Annotated in this window: 23 protein-coding genes; 21 read left to right on the top strand and 2 right to left on the bottom strand. The window is 32.8% G+C overall.

Annotated elements, in window-relative coordinates; all coding sequences use genetic code 11:
• Positions 1-20: 20 nt before the first annotated feature.
• The gene (locus tag EP747_RS07360) at positions 21-431 is read right to left on the bottom strand and encodes a GNAT family N-acetyltransferase (protein WP_235832782.1); all 411 of its coding nucleotides are present in this window, start codon (positions 429-431) and stop codon (positions 21-23) included.
• Positions 432-578: 147 nt separating this feature from the next.
• Here EP747_RS07360 and EP747_RS07355 point away from each other — a divergent pair, with 147 nt between their 5' ends.
• From EP747_RS07355 to ftsZ, 17 genes are all read left to right on the top strand, one after another.
• Positions 579-1,466 carry a 2-dehydropantoate 2-reductase gene (locus EP747_RS07355; protein WP_165346900.1) on the top strand — a complete coding sequence of 296 codons (888 nt, stop codon included), beginning with the start codon at positions 579-581 and terminating at the stop codon, positions 1,464-1,466.
• Positions 1,467-1,472: 6 nt separating this feature from the next.
• Positions 1,473-1,865 carry a DUF3397 family protein gene (locus EP747_RS07350; RefSeq protein ID WP_129689218.1) on the top strand — a complete coding sequence of 131 codons (393 nt, stop codon included), beginning with the start codon at positions 1,473-1,475 and terminating at the stop codon, positions 1,863-1,865.
• A 26-nt stretch (positions 1,866-1,891) separates the two neighbouring features.
• On the top strand, positions 1,892-3,520 hold the full coding sequence (gene bshC / locus EP747_RS07345; protein ID WP_129689217.1) for a bacillithiol biosynthesis cysteine-adding enzyme BshC: 1,629 nt from the start codon (positions 1,892-1,894) through the stop codon (positions 3,518-3,520).
• Between the two features lie 206 nt (positions 3,521-3,726).
• On the top strand, positions 3,727-4,158 hold the full coding sequence (gene mraZ / locus EP747_RS07340) for a division/cell wall cluster transcriptional repressor MraZ (RefSeq protein WP_129689216.1): 432 nt from the start codon (positions 3,727-3,729) through the stop codon (positions 4,156-4,158).
• Positions 4,159-4,189: 31 nt separating this feature from the next.
• Complete coding sequence (rsmH, locus tag EP747_RS07335; protein ID WP_129689215.1) at positions 4,190-5,122, top strand: 16S rRNA (cytosine(1402)-N(4))-methyltransferase RsmH; 933 nt, start codon at positions 4,190-4,192, stop codon at positions 5,120-5,122.
• A gap of 12 nt (positions 5,123-5,134) precedes the next feature.
• Positions 5,135-5,500 (top strand): cell division protein FtsL, encoded by a 366-nt coding sequence (gene ftsL, locus EP747_RS07330; RefSeq protein ID WP_129689214.1) that lies wholly within the window; start codon positions 5,135-5,137, stop codon positions 5,498-5,500.
• Between the two features lie 11 nt (positions 5,501-5,511).
• On the top strand, positions 5,512-7,704 hold the full coding sequence (locus tag EP747_RS07325) for a penicillin-binding protein (RefSeq protein WP_129689213.1): 2,193 nt from the start codon (positions 5,512-5,514) through the stop codon (positions 7,702-7,704).
• 132 nt (positions 7,705-7,836) lie between these two features.
• Entirely contained in the window at positions 7,837-9,789 is a 1,953-nt protein-coding gene (locus tag EP747_RS07320; RefSeq protein WP_129689212.1) for a stage V sporulation protein D, read from the top strand.
• Between the two features lie 25 nt (positions 9,790-9,814).
• Complete coding sequence (locus tag EP747_RS07315; RefSeq protein WP_129689211.1) at positions 9,815-11,281, top strand: UDP-N-acetylmuramoyl-L-alanyl-D-glutamate--2,6-diaminopimelate ligase; 1,467 nt, start codon at positions 9,815-9,817, stop codon at positions 11,279-11,281.
• Between the two features lie 105 nt (positions 11,282-11,386).
• Positions 11,387-12,361 carry a phospho-N-acetylmuramoyl-pentapeptide-transferase gene (mraY, locus tag EP747_RS07310; protein WP_129689210.1) on the top strand — a complete coding sequence of 325 codons (975 nt, stop codon included), beginning with the start codon at positions 11,387-11,389 and terminating at the stop codon, positions 12,359-12,361.
• Complete coding sequence (murD, locus tag EP747_RS07305; RefSeq protein ID WP_129689209.1) at positions 12,362-13,714, top strand: UDP-N-acetylmuramoyl-L-alanine--D-glutamate ligase; 1,353 nt, start codon at positions 12,362-12,364, stop codon at positions 13,712-13,714. It abuts the gene before it with no gap.
• Positions 13,715-13,775: 61 nt separating this feature from the next.
• The gene (gene spoVE / locus EP747_RS07300) at positions 13,776-14,849 is read left to right on the top strand and encodes a stage V sporulation protein E (RefSeq protein ID WP_213083851.1); all 1,074 of its coding nucleotides are present in this window, start codon (positions 13,776-13,778) and stop codon (positions 14,847-14,849) included.
• 238 nt (positions 14,850-15,087) lie between these two features.
• Complete coding sequence (gene murG, locus EP747_RS07295; RefSeq protein WP_129689207.1) at positions 15,088-16,179, top strand: undecaprenyldiphospho-muramoylpentapeptide beta-N-acetylglucosaminyltransferase; 1,092 nt, start codon at positions 15,088-15,090, stop codon at positions 16,177-16,179.
• Between the two features lie 75 nt (positions 16,180-16,254).
• The gene (gene murB, locus EP747_RS07290; RefSeq protein ID WP_129689206.1) at positions 16,255-17,163 is read left to right on the top strand and encodes a UDP-N-acetylmuramate dehydrogenase; all 909 of its coding nucleotides are present in this window, start codon (positions 16,255-16,257) and stop codon (positions 17,161-17,163) included.
• 170 nt (positions 17,164-17,333) lie between these two features.
• Positions 17,334-18,089, top strand: a complete 756-nt coding sequence (locus EP747_RS07285) for a cell division protein FtsQ/DivIB (RefSeq protein ID WP_129689205.1) — start codon at positions 17,334-17,336, stop codon at positions 18,087-18,089.
• A 224-nt stretch (positions 18,090-18,313) separates the two neighbouring features.
• Entirely contained in the window at positions 18,314-19,594 is a 1,281-nt protein-coding gene (gene ftsA / locus EP747_RS07280; protein ID WP_129689204.1) for a cell division protein FtsA, read from the top strand.
• Between the two features lie 33 nt (positions 19,595-19,627).
• Positions 19,628-20,770, top strand: coding sequence for a cell division protein FtsZ (ftsZ, locus tag EP747_RS07275; RefSeq protein ID WP_056471082.1), 1,143 nt, complete (start codon positions 19,628-19,630; stop codon positions 20,768-20,770).
• A 48-nt stretch (positions 20,771-20,818) separates the two neighbouring features.
• Here the strand turns inward: ftsZ and EP747_RS07270 are convergent, their stop codons facing one another.
• The gene (locus tag EP747_RS07270; RefSeq protein WP_129689203.1) at positions 20,819-21,487 is read right to left on the bottom strand and encodes a class I SAM-dependent methyltransferase; all 669 of its coding nucleotides are present in this window, start codon (positions 21,485-21,487) and stop codon (positions 20,819-20,821) included.
• 201 nt (positions 21,488-21,688) lie between these two features.
• On the opposite strand from EP747_RS07270, the gene spoIIGA reads away from it, so the two are divergent.
• The 4 genes from spoIIGA to EP747_RS07250 all read left to right on the top strand — a co-directional run bounded on the left by spoIIGA (position 21,689) and on the right by EP747_RS07250 (position 25,257).
• Positions 21,689-22,594 (top strand): sigma-E processing peptidase SpoIIGA, encoded by a 906-nt coding sequence (spoIIGA, locus tag EP747_RS07265; protein ID WP_235832794.1) that lies wholly within the window; start codon positions 21,689-21,691, stop codon positions 22,592-22,594.
• 10 nt (positions 22,595-22,604) lie between these two features.
• Positions 22,605-23,324 (top strand): RNA polymerase sporulation sigma factor SigE, encoded by a 720-nt coding sequence (gene sigE / locus EP747_RS07260; RefSeq protein ID WP_056471072.1) that lies wholly within the window; start codon positions 22,605-22,607, stop codon positions 23,322-23,324.
• A 269-nt stretch (positions 23,325-23,593) separates the two neighbouring features.
• A complete protein-coding gene (sigG, locus tag EP747_RS07255; protein ID WP_056471070.1) occupies positions 23,594-24,373 on the top strand; it encodes an RNA polymerase sporulation sigma factor SigG in 780 nt (259 codons plus the stop codon).
• 602 nt (positions 24,374-24,975) lie between these two features.
• A complete protein-coding gene (locus EP747_RS07250) occupies positions 24,976-25,257 on the top strand; it encodes a YlmC/YmxH family sporulation protein (RefSeq protein ID WP_056471068.1) in 282 nt (93 codons plus the stop codon).
• Positions 25,258-25,328: the final 71 nt, after the last annotated feature.

The raw sequence follows: 25,328 nt of genomic DNA, 5'->3' as shown, positions 1-25,328 counted from the left end.
GTTGAGTTTTTTGTCTTTATTTATTTTCCTGGTTTCCAAATGACAAATTCAGAATCTGCCTCAGTGAAACCTTGTTTTTTCCAAAATTCATTCGAATTTGCTCTTGGTATAGTTTTAATCGTTTTCTTAAAGGATTTAGCGAAATTTACTAATTCTTTTCCGTACCCATTCTTTTGATAATAAGGTAGAACTTCCATCTTATTTATTTCAATTATCTCTTCATTATTTTCACTATGTGTATATAAACTCATTCGGGCAATAAGTGCCTTGCCTAAGTATATACCATAGAAAGGAGATTGAAACTCGTTATCAATTAAATTTGATTCAAGATCTTCAAGCATTGATAGCTCTTGTAAACCGTAACCAGAAAATTGCTGAAATTGTTCAAGTGTTTTAAAATTTATTTGTAAACGTTCTATCTTGATGTTCAAAAAAGCTCCCCCTTAAAAAGAATGTAAATTTTTAATATTTTAAATATAATTATATCGTACAATTAAATTTAAAAAAAGATAGATTCGGTGTAAATTTATTATCAAAAAGATAATAGTGAAAAATAATTTTTCGAAATGGAGAAATCAATGAAAATAGGAATAATTGGTTGTGGTGCCGTCGGACTTCTTACAGCATCGTATTTGTATCAAAATAAACATAATGTTACATTGTTCACGAGAACAGAAGAACAGGCAAATATTATAAATAATTTAGGTGTTATACTTTCAGTAAATGAAAAAACGAAACAAATGTGTATAACAGCAAAAAAATTATTACCTAAAATAAACACGTTTGATCTATTAATTGTTTGTGTTAAGCAATATCATTTAAATCAAATCGTAAATACTTTAAATCAATATGAGGGAGAGAATATATTATTTCTCCAGAATGGAATGTCTCATATTGAAATCGTTAAAAATTTACCCATTCCAAATTGTTTTATTGGTATAGTTGAACACGGTGCATTAAAAACTTCTCCGAATGAAATCACACATACTGGTAAAGGTATTATTCGAGTTGGACAAATAAAAGGGAAAATAGATGCTTTAAATCGTTTGTCGAGTTTACATACAGCTGAGTTTCCAATCAAAAGCCAAGATGATTGGGAATATATACTTAAACAAAAGTGTTTAATAAATTGTGTTATTAACCCTTTAACGTCTATATTGAACGTTCGAAATGGTGAATTAATCACTAATGAGTATTTTAAACCAATTTGTAAATTATTATTTAATGAGGTTGCAACGATCCTAGATTTAAATAATCAAAACGAGTGGGATAAATTAGTAGAAATATGTGAGAAAACTAAAGAAAACTACTCATCAATGAATCGAGACTTATTTCACGGTAGACAAACAGAAATTGAAAGTATGCTAGGATTTGTTAAAAAATTGGCAATTAATAAAAAAATAAATGTACCGACAATTGAACTTGTGTACAATAGTATAAAAGGACTTGAGAAGAAAAAGGGGTAATTCTTTTTGGAAAAATTTTTCATTTTCTTTATTTCATTATTAATTGAATTTCCGATTTTTTCTACAATTTTTATCTATATGTTTTTAAAATTATTTTTTAAAAATAACAAGCGTAAACTTTTGCTTTTTACGTTAGATTTATCTACAATTCTATATATTAGTTCATTTTATTTTGTTTTAAATATGATTTTTCCGACTGCAACAGGTTGGATATTAATTAATTTATTATTGGTTATCTTATTTATTAGTATTATTCTTCAATGGAAAGCAAAAAGAGATATTCGGTTTACTAAGCTACTAAAAGGTTTTTGGAGAATGTCATGTATTCTGTTTATTATTCTTCACTGCATTACCATGTTGGCTGGTTTAGTTTTAAAAATAACTGAGTATAATGCTTAATTGAAGAGCGAGAGAGGAAGTTCGTAATGCAAATTAGTAAAGTCCATTTAGACGGGCAAAATAAATTGCTGAATGATTTTGTAAATGGAAATGAAGTAATTTCTTCTTTCTTTGGTGAAAATCCATTAGTAAAGGAAGAAATGGAATATAGAATTAAAAATGTAATGGAGCGTTCTTATAATCGCACAGGATTAGTTAATGCACTTGAGAAGTTTCATCATAAGCATCATGCAAGTAATGAATCATTAGAAAATGTGAAAAAATTACTTAATAATGATTCATTTGTTGTAATTGGTGGACAACAAGCTGGCTTACTAACTGGCCCATTGTATTCTATACATAAAATTATTTCAATTATTCAATTGGCTAAGAAATATGAAAAGGACCATGGTCTAACAGTTGTCCCGGTATTTTGGATTGCTGGTGAAGACCACGATATAGATGAAATAAACCATATTCATACAATTGAGAACAATACAGTCAAAAAACAAACCTTTTATCAAAAAAACACTTATTCTCATGCTGCTTCTAGAACAGAGTTAGATCAGGTCGAAATGAGAAAGTGGATTGATAAAATCGTTAAAACTTTTGATGAAACGAATTATTCGAAAGATTTACTTGAAGAACTATATTCGATGGTTGAGCAATCTACTACTTATGTAGATTTTTTTGCGAAAATTATTTTTAAATTGTTCAAAAAAGAGGGACTTGTCTTAATTGATGCCGACGATCCGAATGTCCGAGAGTTGGAATCATCTTTATTTAATGAAATGATTCAAAAGCAAGATATCGTAAGAGGAGTTTTAAAGGATACGAAAAGCAGATTAATAAAATCTGGATACCACGAAACACTTCAAATTTCTGAACAGAGCATTCATCTTTTTTACCATAGTAATGAAGGTAGACAATTACTTGAAGTGTCTGAAAATGAAGATGTTTTTCAAACGAAAAATAAGAATTATCAATTCTCTAAAATTGAGTTGATCAAAATAGCTAATGAACAGCCAGCGTTATTAAGTAATAATGTGGTTACTAGGCCAGTCATGCAGGAGTATTTATTTCCTACATTAGCATTTGTCGGTGGCCCTGGTGAAATTGCTTATTGGGCTGAGCTAAAGGACATTTTTAATCTATTTAACCTTCAAATGCCACCTGTGTTTTTAAGACATATGTTTACTATTTTTGAAAGAAATATTGTATCAGCATTAGAAGATTTTTCATTAGATATTAATGATGTACTGAAAACATCATTAGAAGAAAAGAAAATTGAATGGATTAAAGATCAAGTGAAACTAGACTATAAAGTAGTGTTTAGTAATGCTAAAAAATCTTTAGAAGAATTGCATAAACCTCTTCAAGATGTAACGAATAAAGTAACACCTAACTTAAAGGATTTTTCTATAAAGAATTATTTAAAGATAGAAGAACAGATTCTACTTTTAGAACGAAAAATAGAAGAATCAATTTTAAAGCAAAATGAAGAGCAGATTGAAAAGTGGAATCGAATCATATGTTCAATTTCTCCTAATGGGAAACCACAGGAACGAACGCTAAATATTCTTTACTATATTAATAAATATGGTTTTGATTTTGTTCATGAGCTTTGTGATTTAGAACTATCATGGGATTACGCTCATCAAATCGTAAAAATTTAAACTGTTAATCATAAATATTGCTTTTAATAATATGAATAAGTGTTTTTTATATGTAACAATACTTTGAAATAAGCTGAATTTTATAATAAAAATGAAATCCTGCTGCACTGTTAGCAGGATTTTTTGTTTTTTTAAAGAATTTTTTAGAAAAGGTGGTAAGAAGTGGGGGAATGTGGTAAGTTTGTGTTAGAAAGTGGGGGAATAGGATGTTTATCGGTGAATATCAACATAATATCGATGTTAAAGGACGTCTTATTATACCTTCAAAATTTCGAGACAAGCTTGGTGAAAACTTCATTGTTACAAGAGGTTTGGATCAATGCTTATTTGGCTATTCAATGGCCGAATGGAGTGTAATTGAAGATAAACTGCGCACACTACCACTAACCAAAAAAGATGCAAGAGCATTTACCCGTTTTTTCTTCTCAGGGGCAATGGAATGTGAGATGGATAAGATGGGGAGAATTAATATAACACCTAACTTACGCAGTTATGCAAAATTAGAAAAAGAATGTGTTGTAGTTGGTGTTACAAATCGTATTGAGATTTGGGATTTATCAACTTGGAATACATATATGAATGAATCAGAAGAGTCATTTAGTGAGTTAGCAGAAAACTTAATCGGATTTGACTTCTAAAAATTAACAAATTGAAAGTAGTGAAAGCATCATGTTTGAACATATTACGGTTTTATTAAAAGAAACTGTCGATTCTTTAGATATAAAAGAAGATGGCATTTATGTAGATTGTACACTTGGCGGTGGAGGTCATAGTGAATACTTACTATCTCAACTTTCATCAAAGGGTAGATTAATCGCTTTTGACCAAGATGAAACAGCAATTAGACATGCTAAAGAGCGATTGAATAAATATGAAAATCAATTAACAATTGTAAAAAGTAATTTTAAACATATAAAAGAAGAACTCCATAATTTAGGGATTTATGAAGTAGATGGAATCTTATTTGACTTAGGTGTTTCTTCGCCACAATTAGACGTTGCTGAGCGTGGATTTAGTTTTCATCAAGACGCACCACTTGATATGCGTATGAATCAAGAACAAACATTATCAGCATATGAAGTTGTAAATGACTGGCCTTATGAGCAATTAGTGAAAATATTCTTCCGATACGGAGAAGAGAAATTCTCTAAACAAGTTGCTAGAAAGATTGAAGAATTAAGAGCTAAGAAACCGATTGAAACGACTTTTGAGTTAGTCGAAATCATTAAAGATGCAATACCTGCACCTGCAAGAAGAACAGGTGGACATCCTGCTAAAAGAATTTTTCAAGCAATTCGTATAGCTGTAAATGATGAACTAGGTGTATTTGAAGAAGCTCTAAAAGATGCAATTACCCTTATTAAACCAAAAGGAAGAATAAGTGTAATAACATTCCATTCATTAGAGGATCGCATTTGTAAAACGATTTTTAAAGAAGCTAGTTCACTTCCGCCGTTACCACCAGGTTTACCAATCATTCCAGATGAATTTAAGCCGAAGTTAAAACTAGTGACAAGAAAGCCACTTTTACCAACAGATGAAGAAGTCGAATTTAATAAACGAGCAAGATCTGCAAAGCTAAGGGTTGCAGAAAAATTATAAGGAGGGAAAATAATGAGTAATTTGGCTAGAAAGCTACAACAAAAACAAGTTACTGATTTACAACAAAGACCTTCTAACAAGAAAAAACAAAAGAAAGTTTCAAAAATTACACCTTTTGAGAAAATACTTTATTTAGTATTTATTTTTTCATGTTTCTTTATGGGGACAAAAATCATTAAAACCCAAGCGGAAATATATGATACAAACCTAAAAATTCAAAATGTGAAAAATGAAATAGCGAATGGAAAACAGCATAACTCTGAGCTTAAAATGAAGATTGATGAATTAAGCACATATGAGCGCATATGGCAAAAAGCAAAAGAGTTAGGGTTAAATATTGATAGCAATAATGTAAAGTTTACCGACACTAGCAAGTAGGAGATTGTGATATGAGTAAGAAAAAGAATAAATACACAAATTATGGTATTCGTTGGTTTTTTATAGCTACTTTAATCGCATTTATCTCACTGGTAGCTAGACTTTCTTATATTCAATTATCAAACACAGTAGAAGGTAAAAATTTAAAAGTTTATGCGGATGAGAATTACAATACATCTCAAAAAATTCCTGCTAAAAGAGGAACTATATATGACTCAAATGGAGTTCCACTTGCGGAAGAGGTGACAGCTTACACTGTGTCGGCCGTTCTAGATCCGAGTGCATCAAAAAACTCTAGAGTGAAAAGACATGTCGTAGACAAAGAAAAAACCGCAATAGAATTAGCACCAATATTAGACATCGATGAATCGGAACTTTTAGCTAAATTAGGTAAACCAAAATATCAAGTTGAATTAGGACCAGGTGGAAGAAATATTTCTCAAAGTAAAAAAGAACAAATTGAGAAATTAAAGCTACCTGGTATTGTTTTTACTCCATCACAGCAGCGATATTATCCAAATGGTGTATTTGCTTCTCATACGTTAGGATATACGAATGTTAATGATAATGGCGACTTAATTGGAGAAATGGGATTAGAAAAAGCATTGAATAATGAGTTAGCTGAAAAGGATGGAAAAAGAAGCTTTTTACGTGATCGAAAAGGCAATATTCTACCATATGAAAATGAGAAGGTTACACCTCCACATAATGGTGATGATGTGTATTTAACAATAGATACAAAGATTCAAAGTTTACTAGAGGACGCAATGACGAAAGTTGAAAAACAATATGAGCCAGAAAAGATTATGGCAATCGTTTCTGATCCAAAAACCGGTAAAATTGTTGCAATGAGTAATCGTCCTAGCTTCAATCCGAATCTTCATGACATTACAAACTATACGAATGACCCGATTTCATATGCAATTGAAGCAGGTTCTACGATGAAAATATTCACTTTAGGTGCTGCAATGAATGAAGGAGTTTATAATGGAAATGAATATTTCCAATCAGGTCGATATAAAGTACCAGGTGGAGGCACTGTCCATGACGTAAATCGAAACGGATGGGGTTCAATTACTTTTGACGAAGGGATTCAAAGGTCTTCAAACGTAGGTATTTCGATTCTTCTTAATGAAAAATTAGGTGCAGATCGCTTTTTACAATACTATAAAAACTTTGGGTTTACACAAAAAACGAATATTAATCTTCCAGGTGAATCAAGTGGTAAATTAGTATTTAATTATCCACTTGAAAAAACAACAACTGCTTTTGGACAAGGATCTACAGTAACAGGAGTTCAAATAATCCAAGCTGCAAGTGCTATTGCTAACAATGGAAAAATGATGAAGCCTTATATTGTTGATAAAATTGTCGATCATGATACGAATAAAGTTATTAAAGACTATAAATCTCAGGTTGTTGGTAATCCAATTTCAGAAGAAACAGCAAAAAGAGAGAGAGCATTATTAGAAACGGTTATAACTGCGCCACATGGCACTGGGCATAACTATGCGATCGAAGGTTACTCAGTAGCTGGTAAAACAGGTACTGCCCAAGTTGTTGACGAACACGGGAAATATCTAAAAGGACGTGGTCAAAACCTATTTTCATTTATCGGTATGGCACCAGCAGATAATCCAAAATTAGTCGTTTATGTAGCGATGCTTCGTCCAAAACTTGAAGCGACAGAGATTGGTTCAGATGGTGTTTCTGAAATATTTAGAACAGTGACTAAGGGCGCATTAGAGTATATGAAGGTTGAGCCTGTTGAAAATGCCAAAGTAGACAAATTAATCGATAAAGAAAGTATAGAAATACCGAATTTGAAAGGTCTAACTTTAGATGAAGCAAAATCATTAGCTACTTCCGAAGGGCTAAAACCTGTTTTATTAGGTAATGGGTTAGAAGTAACTGGTCAATCAATTAAGTCAAAAACTCAAGTTGTCAGGGGTACTAAAATATATCTTAAGACAAATGGAACAAATACAATGCCATCAATTATTGGTTGGTCAAAATCGGATGTTAACCGTTTAGGTAAATTATTTAAGCTAAATATCTCATCAAAAGGAACTGGATATGTTACAAGCCAGAGTATTAAAGAAGACTCAGAGCTACGGGATCATGACTATTTAACGATTGAATTAGATAAACCTAATGGAACGACCAACGAAGAAAAAGATGTAAAAGTAGATGTGCAAGAGTAAAATGGCTGAAATAAGATTAATTAAATAAAAATGACAATAGACCATTCTAGGACAATAAAAAGCTAGAAGGTCTATTGTATTTGGTACAAGCATATATTGAAACGAACATAATGTAGAGGAGTGTTCGTTTCGATGCGAGTATCTAATGTAACAGTTCGAAAACGATTATTTTTTGTATTCATTGGTGGTTTATTAATTTTTTCTATTATTGCAACGAGGCTTGGTTATGTACAGTTTGCTATGGGTGATCTTTTAACTGAGCGAGCGAAAAATTCGTGGAGTCGAGACATTCCATTTGAACCAAAGCGTGGTGAAATTTTAGATCGTAATGGTGTTGCTCTTGCTACAAATAAAAGTGCTCCATCTGTATTAGTCGTTCCAAGGCAAATTAAAGATCCTAAGGAAGCGACTGAAAAACTTGCCCCAATTTTAAAAATCTCCGAAGTAAAACTTTATAAAATTTTAACGAAAAGATCTAGTATGGAACACATTCGAACAGAAGGTATAAAAATTACAAATGAGAAAGCTAAACAAATCCGTGATCTTAACATAGCTGGTGTATACATAGCAGAGGATTCTAAAAGATATTATCCATTTGGTAACTATCTTTCTCATGTTTTAGGTTTTGCTGGAATCGATAATCAGGGTTTAAACGGATTAGAACTATATTATGACAAGCAATTAAGTGGTGAAAAAGGTAGTGTACAATTTTATTCTGACGCTAAGGGTCAAAGAATGCCAAATATTGCAGACGACTATATTCCGCCAATTAATGGTTTAAACTTAAAATTAACTGTAGATTCGCGTATACAAACAATTCTTGAACGAGAAATGAATAATGCAACTGCTCAATATAATCCTGATTCAATGATTGGAATTGCGATGAATCCAAATACTGGAGAAATACTTGGCATGAGCAGTCGTCCAAGCTTTGATCCCACTAATTTTAAAAATGTTTCGCCTGAAGTTTATAATCGAAATTTACCTGTTTGGTCAAATTATGAGCCAGGTTCAACATTTAAGATTATTACACTCGCAGCTGCATTAAATGAGGGGTTAGTAGATTTGAATAAAGACCATTTTTATGATGATGGGGCTGCTGAAGTAGCTGGAGCTCGTTTACGTTGTCATAAAAGAGGTGGACATGGTTCTCAGACATTTTTAGAGGTAGTTCAAAATTCATGTAACCCAGGATTTGTAGAATTAGGTAATCGCTTAGGAGAAGATCGTTTATTTAAATATATTCGTAATTTTGGTTTCGGCCAAAAAACAGGAATTGATTTACAAGGTGAAGCCTCAGGGATTTTATTTAGCATGGATCGAGTCGGTCCAGTTGAAGCAGCAACAACTGCTTTTGGTCAAGGTGTATCAGTTACACCAATCCAGCAAGTTGCAGCAGTATCAGCTGCTATTAATGGAGGAATTCTTTACCAACCTTATATAGCGAAAGAGTTTGTAGATCCGGTTACAAACGAAGTAGTAAGTCGAAAAACACCAATTTCAAAAAGACGAGTTATTTCTCCTGATACATCTAAAAAGGTACGATTAGCTCTAGAAAGTGTTGTTGCACAAGGTACTGGTAAAGGTGCATTTGTGGAAGGATATCGTGTTGGTGGTAAAACTGGAACAGCGCAAAAAGTAAAAGATGGACGATACGATGATAGTAGCTTTATCGTTTCGTTCGTAGGCTTTGCACCGGCTGACGATCCTCAAATAGTGGTTTATATTGCAGTTGATAATCCAAAAGGCACTGTTCAATTTGGGGGAGTTGTAGCTGCTCCAATAGTAGGGAATATTATTCGTGATAGTATGCAAGTTTTAGGCGTACCACCTAGAAAAAATCAAATCCCCAAAAAATTCGTATACGGTGATATACCAACATATGAAGTGCCAAATTTAATTGGTTTAGAGAAAAAAGATTTGCAACCTTTGCTAGATACTTTTACTATTGAATATAGTGGCAGTGGAAACATTGTCGTTGACCAAGCACCAAAAGCAGGTGTTAAACTAAAAGAAGGTTCTAAAATTAGAATTTATTTAGGAACGAAAGAAGAAACTAAATCAAAAACTAAAGATAAAAAATGATTTAGTGAATACGAAAGGAATTACTATGAAACTTCATACTTTACTATCAAGATTAAAGCCTTTAGTGAATCTTCCATCTGAAAATCCGGAAATCACTGGAGTTGAAATGGATTCAAGAAATGTAAAACCAGGTTATTTATTCATCTGTATTGAAGGGTATACAGTTGATGGCCACAAGTACGTAAATCAAGCGATTGAAAAAGGCGCAGTAGCGATACTTGCACAAAAACCAATTGAAACGAATGTTCCAGTAGCTTATGTGAAAGACACAAATCGTTCGATGGCTGTTATAGGTAATGCCTTTTATGAAAACCCAACACACAATCTAAATCTAGTTGGTATTACTGGTACGAATGGTAAGACAACAACTTCATATATTATTGAAGAAATCGTTAAACACAATAAGAAAAAAACAGGTGTTATTGGCACAATTGGTATGAAAATAGGAGAAGAGATTTTTGAAACAAAAAATACAACTCCTGATAGTTTAACTTTACAATCAATGTTTGCAAAAATGGTTGAAGCAAATGTGGATACTGCTGTAATGGAAGTTTCCTCACATGCATTACATTTAGGGCGCGTTCATGGCTGTGAATATGATATTGCTGTTTTTACAAATCTATCACAAGATCACTTAGATTATCATGGAACGATGGAAGAATATAAAAAAGCTAAAGGTTTATTATTTTCTCAATTAGGCAATAGCTTCTCAACGCAAAAACCTAAATTTGCAATTCTAAATAATGATGATACTGCTTCTGAAGAATATATGAAGTTTACACAAGCTAATCTAATAACTTATGGTTTAAGTCAAGAAGCTGACTTGTTTGCTGATGAAATTGAATTAACGAATGCTGGTACTAGATTCACATTACATTTTTTAAATAAACAATATGTTGTAGAAATGAATCTTATTGGAACATTTAACGTATATAATGTGTTAGCTGCAATTGGTGCAGGAATCGCATTAAATATAGAAATGGAGACAATCCTAGACGCAGTTGCAACGATTGAAGGAGTACCAGGACGTTTCCAAGCCGTTAATGCTGGTCAAGATTTTACTGTTATTGTAGACTATGCCCATACACCAGATAGTTTAGAAAATGTATTAAATACTGTTAAGCAATTTGCAAAAAATGATATTTTTACCGTTGTTGGTTGTGGTGGAGATCGTGATCGAACAAAACGACCACTAATGGGTAAGATTGCAGCGGATCTTTCAACAAAAGCGATCTTTACATCTGATAACCCAAGAACAGAAGATCCAACTTTAATTTTAGAAGACATGAAACGCGGATTAGAGCATAATAATATAACGGTAATAGAAGATCGTAAAAAAGCTATAACATTTGCGATTCAAAATGCAAAAAAACATGATATTATTGTTATTGCAGGTAAAGGTCATGAGACATATCAGATTGTAGGAACGAATGTTTCACATTTTGATGATGTTGAAGAAGCTAAAGAAGCAATTTTGCAAAGAAGAGGATAGTATCCTCTTCTTTGTAATGTGAAAAATTGATTTCATAATTCTTTATAAAAGAATTAAACTATTAAGTAAACAACAAAGAAGAGAACTTAGAAAGGAGGGCGTATAATGCTAGAACCGTCAATTTTAGTTGCTATGATTTCAGCATTTATCATTGCAGTCATTTTATCGCCTATTTTTATACCGTACTTAAGAAAACTTAAATTTGGACAGAGTATTCGAGACGAAGGTCCACAATCTCATAAAAAGAAATCAGGAACCCCAACTATGGGTGGGATTATCATATTAATTGCTTTAAGTTTATCTGCACTTTTAATTTCTATGTATTTTGATGTTTTATCAACACGTACATATGTATTATTATTTGTCACAATTTGTTTTGGAGTAATTGGATTTTTAGATGACTATATTAAGGTTGTTAAAAAAAGAAATCTAGGATTAACATCTAAACAAAAATTCATTTGCCAAGTTATAGTTTCAATCATTGTCTTTTTTGCAATCCGTGCTATGGGAATCTCTACATCTATTTCGATACCAGGGACAAATTATTCATTTGATTTAGGCTTTATCTATGTATTATTAATTATCTTTATGCTAGTTGGTACTTCAAACGCGGTAAATTTAACAGATGGATTAGATGGACTTGTGTCAGGTACAGCAGCAATCGCATTTGGCGCATATGCAGTCCTTGCTTATAACCAACACCAGCTTGATGTTGCAATATTTTCAATCGCAGTTGTAGGAGCTGTATTAGGTTTCTTAGTATTTAATGCACACCCTGCAAAGGTCTTTATGGGAGATACAGGCTCATTAGCATTAGGTGGGGCGCTAGCTGCAATTGCAATCGTTACACACTTAGAAATTTTACTTGTTATTATTGGTGGTATTTTTGTAATTGAAACACTATCAGTAATGATTCAAGTTGCATCTTTTAAAGCAACAGGTAAAAGGGTATTTAAAATGAGTCCTTTGCACCATCATTATGAATTATCTGGATGGTCAGAATGGCGTGTAGTTGTAACATTTTGGTTTGTAGGATTACTTTTTGCATTATTAGGAATCTATATTGAGGTGTGGTTGTAATTGAATAACATATCGAACTTTCAAAATAAAAATGTATTAGTATTAGGAATGGCAAAGAGCGGTTATGCAGCCAGTAAATTATTAAAAAAATTAGGTGCGGCTGTAACTGTTAATGATCGAACTCCTTTAGAAGAAAATGAAATCGCACAAAAGCTAAAAAGTGAAGGTTTTAACGTAGTTTGTGGTGAGCATCCACTATCATTATTAGATAATCAACCATTTTGTATCGTTAAAAATCCGGGAATTCCATATACGAATCCATTATTAATAGAAGCTGTAAAGCGTAATATTCCGATCTATACGGAAATAGAGCTTGCATATTTAATAAGTGAAGCACCATTTATCGGAATTACAGGCTCAAACGGGAAAACGACAACGACAACTTTAGCATTAAATATGTTACAAGAAGGCAATAAAAAACCACTTGTTGCAGGAAATATTGGTACTGTCGCATGTGAAGTTGCTGAAAATGCAAATGAAGATAATATTATTGTAACTGAACTTTCTTCATTTCAATTGATGGGAATCGAAAGTTTCCGTCCAAAAATTTCATTAATCACAAATATTTTTGAAGCTCATTTAGACTATCATGGTACAAAAGATGAGTATATTAAGGCAAAAGCCAATATATTTAAAAATCAAACAGAAAATGATTTTGCTGTCGTTAATTTTGATGATGAGAATGTAATGGCAATGGCTTCTCAAATTAGAGCGAAAATTACTCCATTCTCTACAACTAAATTTGTGCAAGATGGTGCATATGTTAAAAATGGCTTTGTTTATTTTAAAGAGCAAAAAGTGATTGAAGTTGAAAAAATTGTCTTACCAGGTAAACATAACTTAGAAAATATATTAGCAGCAGTAGCAATTTCTAAACTTCTTGATGTTGAAAATGATGCCATTGAAAAGGTATTAACAACTTTCACTGGTGTAGAGCACCGACTTCAGTTTGTTACAGAAATAAATAAGAGAAAGTTTTATAATGATTCAAAAGCTACTAATATTTTAGCAACACAAAAAGCAATTTCTTCTTTTCAAAAACCAGTCATTTTAATAGCTGGTGGATTAGATCGAGGAAATGGGTTTGACGATTTAATTCCTTATTTTAAAAATGTAAAAAAAATGATCACTTATGGTCAAACAGCAGAAAAATTAATTGAATCAGCAGAAAAAGCAGGAATGAAAGCAGTAAAATCGGTAGATAATGTTGAAGATGCTGTAAATGAAGCATTCGCTCATTCAGAAGTTGGAGATATTATTTTATTGTCACCTGCTTGTGCAAGCTGGGATCAATTTAAGACTTTTGAAGAACGTGGGAATAAATTTATACAAGCAGTGCATAAATTAATGTAAGGCTTGTTTAATTCAAAAGTTGAGGTGTATTTAAGTGCCAACAAAGAAAAATAGTCCTGACATGATTCTTGTTCTCGTTACGCTATCATTATTAACAGTAGGTATGATTATGGTTTACAGTGCTAGTGCAATATGGGCATCTTATAAGTTTCATGATTCGTTCTTTTTTGCTAAACGGCAATTATTATTTGCTGGGGTTGGAGTAGTTGGAATGTTTGTTGTTTCAAATATTGACTACTGGCTTTTCAGAACACATGCAAAAAAAATATTAATCGCTTGTTTTATCTTGTTGGTACTCGTACTTGTACCAGGAGTTGGTCTAGTACGTGGTGGTGCACGAAGTTGGATTGGAATCGGTGCATTCTCGATCCAGCCCTCTGAGTTTATGAAACTTGGAATGATGGTATTTCTATCAAAATACTTAGCAGATAATCAGAAAAATATTACGTCTTTTAAAAAGGGTCTTGTACCATCATTAGGACTTGTGTTTTTAGCATTTGGTTTAATTATGCTTCAACCAGATTTAGGAACAGGTACAGTAATGGTAGGTACTTGTGTAATCATCATATTCGTAGCTGGAGCAAGAATTTCTCATTTTATGGGGTTGGGTATTGTAGGGGTTGCAGGATTTGTTGCCCTAATAGCTTCCGCGCCATATCGAATAAAAAGGATTACATCATTTCTAGATCCATGGTCTGATCCATTAGGAACTGGATTCCAAATTATTCAATCTCTATATGCAATTGGTCCAGGTGGATTATTTGGTTTAGGATTGGGACAAAGTAGACAAAAGTTTATGTATTTGCCTGAACCTCAAACTGATTTCATTTTTGCTATTCTATCAGAAGAACTAGGATTTATAGGCGGAACTTTTGTCATTTTATTATTCTCTTTATTACTTTGGAGAGGAATCCGAATTGCCTTAAGTGCTCCAGATTTATTCGGTACTTTTTTAGCAGTAGGAATTGTTTCAATGATTGCGATTCAAGTAATGATTAATATAGGGGTTGTAATAGGCTTAATGCCTGTTACAGGGATCACATTACCATTTTTAAGCTATGGTGGTTCATCTTTAACATTAATGCTATTAGCCGTAGGTGTATTATTAAATATTAGTAGACATGCGCGTACATAAAAGGACCGACTCAAATTGAAACAAGTACATGTTGTACTTGAATTTTTCAAAGATGAGTCGGTCCTTTTTATTTATTTAAAAGAAGAAAACGCGGCCTGATCTTACCAAAATACTTGCCAATCGGTGAGTTTTCTTTATTTTTATAGAAAAAACAATTAGAATGATAGAGATAAAATTGGTATAATAACTACTTAAACTGCTAAAAGTTATTTATGTATTGTAATTTAGGAGGATCTTTATGAAAATTTTAGTTAGTGGTGGGGGTACTGGTGGACATATTTATCCAGCACTTGCGCTAATTAAAGAGTTAAAAAAACAAGATTCCAATGTAGAATGTTTATATGTTGGTACAGAAAATGGATTAGAAAAAGGGATTGTGTCTAAAGCAAACATACCTTTTAAATCTATTGTTATTACAGGGTTCAAGAGAAGCATATCATTAGAGAATTTTAAAACAGTCTATCGATTCTTAAAGGGTGTATCAGATAGTAAGAAAATAATTCGTGAATTTAAGCCAGATGTAGTCGTTGGGACTGGTGGATATGTTTGTGGTCCTGTTGTTTACGCAGCAGCAAAACTAGGGATTCCGACAGTTATACATGAACAAAATAGTATACCTGGACTAACAAATAAGTTCTTAAATCGTTATGTAACAAAAGTTGCAATTTGTTTTGAAGAGGTTGCTGAATATTTTAATAAAGAGAAAGTAGTGTTTACTGGAAACCCTAGGGCTTCTGAAGTACTTGGAGAATCAAATCCAGCAGTTTTAGAATCATTAGGTTTAAAATCAGGTAAACGCACAGTACTAATTGTTGGTGGTTCGAGGGGAGCAAGACCGATTCATCAAGCCTTTTTAAAAAGTGTCAATCAGTTAGGTGAAAAAGATTACCAAATGATTTATGTAACAGGCGAAGTACATTACGATTCTGTCATTGAGGAAATAAATAAAGTAGGTAACCCAGAAAATGTAGTGGTTAAGCCATTTTTACATAATATGCCTGAAATTTTAAGGGAAGTGGATTTAGTTGTATCAAGAGCTGGGGCAACTACATTAGCAGAATTAACTGCATTAGGAAAACCTAGTATTTTAATACCAAGCCCATATGTAACGAATAATCATCAAGAAGTTAATGCTAGATCACTTGAGAAAAATGGTGCGGCAATTGTTATATTAGAAAAAAACTTCAATAGTGAATATTTAGTAACTGAAATTGAAAAAGTATTACTAAATCCTATTAAACTTGAAGAAATGAAAAATGCATCATTAAAGATGGGTGTACCAGATGCTGCAAAAAAACTAGTAAATGTTTTAGAGAAAATAAGTAAATGAACTTGCACGAACAAGTTTGAAATAAAATAAAAATGTAATAGAGGATACTATAAGCTAAAGGGGGAAATATATCGAATGTTTGAATCAAAATTAAAGGAAATATTAAATGACTCGAGTCTTCTAATAAATGAGCCTTTAGCAAATCATACGACAATGAAAATTGGAGGACCAGCTGAGTTTTTGGTCATTCCTAAAACTGTGAATGAAATTAAAGAGATTATTAACCTTGCAAATGAACATGGCGTAAATGTGACAGTAATTGGAAGAGGATCAAATTTACTTGTATCGGATCAAGGTATTGAAGGTGTCGTAATTAAAATTAGTGATTGCTTAGACCACATTGAAGTAGAAGGTACAAAAGTAGTTGTGGGTGCAGGATATTCAGTTATTCGTTTAGCTACTCAACTTAGTAGAAAAGGATTATCTGGTCTAGAGTTTGCAAGTGGAATTCCTGGTAGTGTTGGTGGCGGTGTATATATGAATGCAGGTGCTCATCAATCAGATTTTTCAAATATTACTTCTAGAGCACACATTCTATTTCCTGATGGAACAATGGAATGGTTATCAAATGAAGAATTAGATTTTACTTATCGAACTTCAGTTTTACAACATAAACGTAAAGGATTTGTATTAGAAGCAGAACTTCAGCTTAAAGAGGGATCAAAAGAAGCTTCAACTGCTTTAATGCAAAAAAACAAAGATTATCGAAGAGAAACACAACCTTGGAATTATCCATGTGCTGGAAGTATTTTCCGTAATCCATTACCACAGTATGCTGGTAATTTAATTGAACGTGCTGATTTAAAAGGATATCAAATTGGTGGTGCGAAGGTTTCTGAAATGCATGGTAATTTTATTGTAAATGCTGGAAATGCCACTTCAAAAGATGTATTAGACTTAATTGCATTTATTAAGAAAACTATATTAGAAAAATTTAATGTACAACTTGAAACAGAAGTTGAAATTGTTGGGAAAAAAATGTAAGTTTCTTCTAAACTAACCATATTATATGCTATAATTTACATAGCATATGATGACCAAGATAGAATGGCATTCATTTGCTATTCTATTTTTTATTATTCTTAAATTACTTCTTAAGCAAAAGTAAATTAAAAAGGTATTTTTAGTTGAACATTGATAATGGAGGCATATTTATGCAGGAAAATAAGATTATTAGTTTAGAAGACCGTGTACCTGTTTTACGTAATAAAAAACGTAAAAAAGCAAATATGCGATTACTGGTCACAATTCTTGTGTTTTTTTCTTTGCTTTTATGTGTATTGTATTTCCAAACATCAATTGGTTCAAAAATTCACTTAGTAATTAATGGAAACCAACTGTACTCTGATAAAGAAATTCAAAAGTTAGCCGATGTAAACATTGATGATAGCTTTTTGACAATTAGGTCAAAAAGGGTAGTAAATCAGCTTGAAAGTCAAAACACAATTCAATCTGCAATTGTACATAAAAGATTTCCTAATAAAGTAGAAATCGATGTAAAAGAATTTCAGCCTGTTGGACAAGGTTTATTCAGCGGGAAAAAGTATCTATTGTTAGAAAGCGGAGTCCTTATTAAAGAGAAAAATTCACTAGGAAATACTACAGCACCTGATTTAATTGGTTGGAAACAAGGAGACGAGTTGCAGGAAATGGCTGCCGAATTGAAAAAAATGCCACAAAGTATATTTCATTCAATTTCTGAAATAGATTATACTCCAAGTAAGGATGATCCTTTGTTAATAACGGTTTTTACGAATGAAGGGTATGAAGTAAGGACAACGATTCGAAAATTCTCAAATAAAATGTCAAATTACCCATTAATTTTAAAGTCAATACCTAAAAATCAAAAAGGGGTTATCCATTTAGAAGTTGGTGCGTATTTTTCTCCTTATAGTACGGATACTAAGTAGCCGAATTAACATTAGTAAACAGTACTTTCAAGTCTTTTTTAACTTTACATGTTAGTGTAGACTAGTAGTTAAAGAGATATAATGAAAAAAATTAAAAAGATTATGAAAAATCAAACTTAAAAAAGAGGAAAAACCCCGTAAATGTTGAATAGATGTCATATATGATATTTAAGAATGAATTGATGCTCGATTATAATAGATAGAGAGAAAAAGGAGGTGCCATCATGAACAGCAATGAGATCTATGTGAGTCTTGACGTTGGAACTTCAACAATTAAAGTAATCATAGGAGAACTAGTTAACGACACACTTAACATTATCGGTGTTGGTAATGTTAAATCTTCAGGCTTAAAACGTGGGTCAATAGTTGATATAGATGATACAGTCAAATCAATCAAAAAAGCAATTGATCAAGCAGAAAGAATGGTTGGCATTCATATTGACAAAGTAATTGTAGGGGTTAGTGCGAATCAAGTGCAATTGATTAGTACTAACGGCGTAGTAGCAGTTTCTAAAGAAAATAAAGAAATTGACAATGAAGATGTTTTAAGAGTAATGGATCAGGCTCAAGTAATTTCTATACCACCGGAAAGAGAAATTATCGATGTTGTTCCACATGAATACATTGTTGATGGCCTTTCTGAGGTAAAAGACCCAAGAGGAATGATTGGTGTACGATTGGAAATGGAAGGTACATTAATCACTGGTTCAAGAACTCTAGTACATAATATACTTCGTTGTGTTGAAAGAGCGGGGTTAGAAGTAACGGATATATGTCTACAACCTATGGCTGCAAGTACGATAGGACTAAAGCAGGATGAGAAAAACTTAGGTGTAGCACTTGTTGACATCGGTGGAGGCTCAACTACAATTTCTCTTTTTAGAGAAGGGGTATTAATGGCAACTTCAGTCCTACCTGTTGGAGGGGACCATATTACAAAAGACATATCAATTGGACTGAAAACTTCAACAGAAGATGCAGAAAAAATTAAAGTGAAATTTGGACATGCTTTTTATGATACTGCATTACCTGAAGAAGTATTAAGTGTTCCAATAATGGGTAGTGAACAACACCAACAATACAGTCAGCAAGAAATTTCCGATATTATTGAAGCTAGATTAGAAGAAATATTCCTAATGGTTCAAAATGAGCTTGTAAGAATGAGAGGAAGCAATTTACCAGGTGGATTTGTTCTAACTGGTGGTACAGTAACAATGACTGGTGTAATCGATTTAGCTCAAAAGGTATTTAAAAATAATGTAAGGGTTGCAACACCAGATTATATTGGTGTAAGAGAACCTCAATACATTACTGGCGTAGGTCTAATCAAGTATGCTTTTTATAAATCAAAAATGCGTGGAAAAAAACTTAGCTCTAATATTGCATTCGAATCAAATGAACGAAAACCTGTAGCTGTTTCAAATTCAAATACAAAACCAAAACAGCAGGATGAAGAGCGCGTCATGAGTAAAGTTAAAAGCATTTTTAAATATTTATGGGATTAATTGTGATGAATTTGAAAAGTAGGGGGATCAATCATGTTAGATTTTGATACAAATGTAGATGCTTTAGCGAAGATAAAAGTAATTGGTGTAGGTGGCGGAGGTAATAACGCCGTTAACCGAATGATTGAACATGGAGTACAAGGTGTAGATTTTATTGCTGTGAATACTGATGCACAAGCTCTTAATCTATCAAAAGCTGAAGTGAAAATGCAAATCGGTGGCAAACTTACTCGTGGTTTAGGGGCAGGAGCTAATCCAGAGGTTGGTAAAAAAGCAGCAGAAGAAAGTAGAGAACAATTACAAGAAGCTCTTAAAGGAGCAGACATGGTATTCGTAACTGCTGGAATGGGTGGCGGTACAGGAACAGGTGCAGCTCCAGTAATTGCACAAGTAGCAAAAGAATTAGGTGCATTAACTGTAGGTGTAGTTACTCGTCCATTTACATTTGAAGGTAGAAAGCGTTCAACTCAAGCGGCAACAGGAATCGCTGCAATGAAGGAAAGCGTTGATACTTTAATTGTTATTCCTAATGACCGATTATTAGAAATCGTTGATCGTAATACCCCAATGCTAGAAGCATTCCGCGAAGCAGATAATGTCCTTCGTCAAGGGGTTCAAGGTATTTCTGACTTAATCGCTGTTCCGGGATTAATTAACCTTGACTTTGCAGATGTTAAGACGATTATGTCTAATAAAGGTTCTGCATTAATGGGTATCGGTGTTGCTGGTGGGGAAAACCGTGCAGCTGAAGCAGCTAAAAAAGCTATTTCTAGTCCATTATTAGAAACTTCAATTAATGGTGCGCAAGGTGTACTTATGAATATCACTGGTGGAACTAACTTAAGCTTATATGAAGTTCAAGAAGCAGCAGATATCGTATCGACTGCATGTGATGCAGAAGTAAATATGATTTTTGGTTCTGTAATCAATGAAAACTTAAAGGATGAAATTATTGTAACAGTTATTGCGACTGGATTTGAAGGTGTCATTACAGCACCACCTACTCCAAAACCAATGGCAAGACAAACAATTTCAACGCCTACTCAAACTCCACAACCAACTATTAAACGCGAACCAATTCGCGAAGAAGTTCCGGTTGTAGAAACGACTAAAAATGTAACTAGTCTTGATGACTTAGATATTCCGGCGTTCTTACGTAATCGTAAAAGACGCTAATAAATGTAAAAAAACCAAGATAAGATGAATCTCTTACCTTGGTTTTTTTCATTCTTTCGAGTAGTGATTTTGTAAATTAGTCAGATCACTAAAGACACTCTTGAACTTTTCGTTACAGCCTTTAGGGAATAAAACACCTAAACCATGTGAATGTGTAAACTCAAAAGATGGGTTAAGTTGTTTAATAGCTTCCCAAAATTTATAAACTCCAAAATCTTGTATTCTTACTTCAGTATCATGTATTAAAACTATACCTTCTTTAGCTACTTTTGGTAGCCACGTAGTGTAATCATGTAACACAGCTTCAAAAGTATGAAACCCGTCAATATGAAGTATGTCGATCGTATTATCTTCGAAAGACTGAATAGCTTCATCAAAAGAATTACGTAACATTTTAGCTTCTTTTTGATAATGTTTTTGAGCAACTTCATTCACAGTATCAAAAACTTCATTACTATACAATCCACTATGCATATCACCTTGCCAAGTATCAACTGCAAAACATTCACATAACAGATTATGATCTTTCACACTTTGACAAAAACAGAAAAAAGAAAAGCCAAAGTGTGTACCTAATTCTACAATTTTTTTTGGTTTCACGAATTGAACTAAATCGTAAGCAAATTTAGCGTGACCTTTCCAAGCAGAGTGTTGTCTTATTGATGGTTTAGTTCCGTCAAACTCAAAAATGGGTGAATGAAATAGCCAGTTATCCAAAACCTCACTCCTTATTGGGCAGATTTAATAGAAATAAAGTGAAAGATTTCTATAAAATATTGACCTGTCCAATCCATATTTCGAAAATGTATTGTCGAAAAACTCTTCAATAAAGATACCTTTTTTTGACAGACTTCTTACCGTGCTCATCCTATACTTACATATAAATGAATATTCTATAGAGGATGGCGAACAAAATTGGTGATATATGGCGATCTTGTTTGGTTATTAAACTTGTTAATGGACTTTTTGATTATTCAGTTGACAGGCTTAATTCTAAAAAGAAATGTATCTATTTTGCGGTCATTGTTAGGAGCACTGTTAGGTTCTATCGTTGTTTTAATGACGTTTACTCCTTATGCATATGTTGTTGGCTCACCCTTTATGAAAATATTATTATCGTTTTTCATCGTATTTTTTGCATTTGGACGTCAACGGATTATCACTTTTTTACAGCTATTAAGTATCTTCTATTTTTCAACATTCATTTTAGGTGGTGCATTATTAGGCTTACATTATTTATTTGCTACTAATGAATCAAATTTAGCCAAATCATCCTTTTATGGGGATCCTGTTAGCTGGTATTTTGTAATTGGAATGCTACCAATTGTCATATTTTACGCTAGAAAATCGATTAATCAGATCTCGTTTACAAAATGGAAATTGAATGAAATGTATGAAATGGAAATTGTGTGGCGGAACACTTCAATTAAAATTAGAGGATTAATGGATAGTGGTAACTCTCTACATGAACCGCTTTCTAGGAAACCAGTTATTATTTTAGATTGTTCCACTAGTGATTATGGATTACCTATAGAACTAGTAAAGTTAGTTAGGGACTCTGAAAATACATTACATAATACTGAAGCACTCGATGTCTTAAGTTTTTTTCAAGGAACCTATATACCTTACAAAAGTATTGGTCAAAGTAATCAATTCCTCGTCGCAATAAAACCTACCGTTGTTAAATTGAAAATTAATGGGAAATGGTATTCATCGAGTTCGGTTTTAATTGGATTGAGTCATGTTACTTTGTCTTCAGACAATTTATATGAATGTATCCTTCATCCAAAAATGATGCAGGGAACAATTAATGAAATTGCATAGGAGGTAGAAAATGAATCGATTTTTCTTAAAACTAAAGTTAGGTTTGTATAAGCTATTAGTAAAGCTTGGTTTGAAAGCAGATGAAGTATACTACATTGGGGGAAGTGAGGCATTACCACCTCCTTTGACAAGGGAAGAAGAAGAAAAGCTTTTACAGAAACTACCGAATGGCGATTTAGGTGCTAGATCACTATTAATTGAGAGAAATCTACGATTAGTAGTTTATATCGCAAGAAAGTTTGAAAATACTGGGATTAATATTGAAGATTTAATTAGCATTGGTACAATTGGATTGATAAAAGCCGTTAATACCTTTAATCCGGAAAAGAAAATTAAATTGGCAACTTATGCTTCAAGATGTATCGAAAATGAAATTCTGATGCACTTACGCAGAAATAATAAAAACCGTTCTGAAGTCTCATTCGATGAACCATTAAATATTGATTGGGATGGTAATGAATTATTACTTTCAGATGTATTAGGTACAGAAGACGATATCATAACGAAGGACTTAGAAGCCAATGTCGATAAATCATTACTAACAAAGGCATTAGATCAACTGAATGATCGTGAAAAACAAATAATGGAACTACGATTTGGATTAGATGGAACCGAAGAAAAGACCCAAAAAGATGTAGCTGATATGCTTGGAATATCGCAATCATATATATCCCGATTAGAAAAACGTATTATTAAAAGACTTCGAAAAGAGTTTAATAAAATGGTTTAAAATATAAGAACCGATTAGATTTGAGTTTTTCAAATACTAATCGGTTTTTTCTATGTATGAAGGATATCCAAATAATTTTTAAAAATATTTTCATAAGTCCTAGCTGCTAATTTTCATTAATTCAGCAAAGGAAACCCTTGCTTTTTCCCTATTTGGTAGGTTTTTTTATACTGAATTTATTATTTTTGTATATTTTATTTTGTGCATAAATTTTCCACCGAAGGAGATACTTACCTATAGTACAGCAACTCCAAGTAGGAGGGAACATCATGACACGAAACAAAGTAGAAATATGCGGTGTAGATACATCAAAGCTTCCAGTTTTAAAGAATGATGAGATGCGTAAGTTATTTCACGCAATGCAAAGCGGTGATCGAAGCGCAAGAGAAACAATCGTAAACGGTAATTTGCGACTTGTCCTAAGTGTTATTCAGCGTTTCAATAATCGCGGAGAATTTGTGGATGACTTATTTCAAGTAGGCTGCATAGGCCTTATGAAGTCTATTGATAATTTTGATTTAAGCCAAAATGTAAAATTTTCGACGTATGCTGTACCTATGATTATTGGTGAAATAAGAAGATATTTAAGGGATAATAACCCAATAAGAGTGTCTAGATCATTAAGAGACATTGCTTATAAAGCATTACAAGTTAGAGAGCGATTATTAGCAGAGAATTCAAAAGAACCAACTCCTGTTCAAATCGCAGAAGTACTAGGCGTAACACATGAAGAAATCGTCTTTGCATTAGATGCAATTCAAGACCCAGTTTCGTTATTTGAACCGATATATAATGATGGCGGAGATCCAATTTTTGTAATGGATCAGCTAAGTGATGATAAAAATAAGGACGAGCAATGGGTTGAAGAACTAGCACTACGTGAAGGAATGAAACGACTAAACGATCGAGAAAAAATGATCATAAGCAAACGATTTTTCCAAGGAAAAACACAAATGGAAGTTGCCGAAGAAATCGGAATTTCCCAAGCACAAGTATCCAGACTAGAAAAATCAGCAATAAAACAAATGAATAAAAATATACAGGGATAAACCGAAATGTGGAGCAAGCTCGCCCAGCTCTGAAAGGAATATCTCCATTCATCTGAAGAAGTGGTGGTCTTTCCACTTCGAAGATTAATGGAATATTACCGAAGAGCTAGCTTGCGGAACTAGACATAACGAAAAGCGGAGGCGACTGTTCAGCTCCGACAAGCATAAGACGATTTCCGGTAAAGGTTTGGTTTTTAACCTTTACCGGAAATTGGCTTATGACCTCGAGGAGCTAGGAGCCGGAGCTAGACATCGAACATATTTCTTTGCCTGAATAAAGAGTAATTACTCAAAAGGAAAGTTGCTTTTTACTTTCATTGGGCTTCGACTTATGACCTCGAGGAGCAAACAATTGGAGCCAAGCTTCAATCCTGTATAATGAATTGCTTATTATAATGAATGAAATTTATAAACAAACAATTGTATAAACTAAATAATCCAATAACTACTAAATAGTTAAACTGGAAGAATGTAAATACGATAATAATGTGTTAGACAATGGATGAACATCGAACAACATTGTCTAACACATTTTTATTTGAATTTTATCATGATGTTTGGCCCTTACTTCATATATTTTATAAAAAGGATGGTGAAGTTAAATGGCCAGAATTTCAGATTTTCAAGTTAAAGATGTTGTAAATGTTGCCGATGGAAAGAAATTAGGAAATATTGTTGATTTAGATATTGATCAATCAAACGGAAAAATTACTTCGATTATTCTAACAAAGCCAGGGAAGGGATTAAATTTTTTTAGTAAAGAAGAGGAAATGACAATTTATTGGAATGATATTGTGAAAATAGGTGAGGATGTTATTTTGGTAAAATATCGTTCATCTGTAGATTTGGATGAAAACCAAGCAAGTCCAGTAAAATTCACATAAAGAAAACTAGTCGACTGACGAGCTTTTTAGGCGAAGTTAAAGACGTAGTTGCATTTTTACTTTATTCTTAA

The organism is Gottfriedia acidiceleris (assembly GCF_004138285.1).
GTDB lineage: Bacteria > Bacillota > Bacilli > Bacillales > Bacillaceae_G > Gottfriedia > Gottfriedia acidiceleris_A.
The sequence above is the reverse complement of the archived record's forward strand: the minus strand, read 5'-3'. Positions and strand labels throughout refer to the sequence as shown.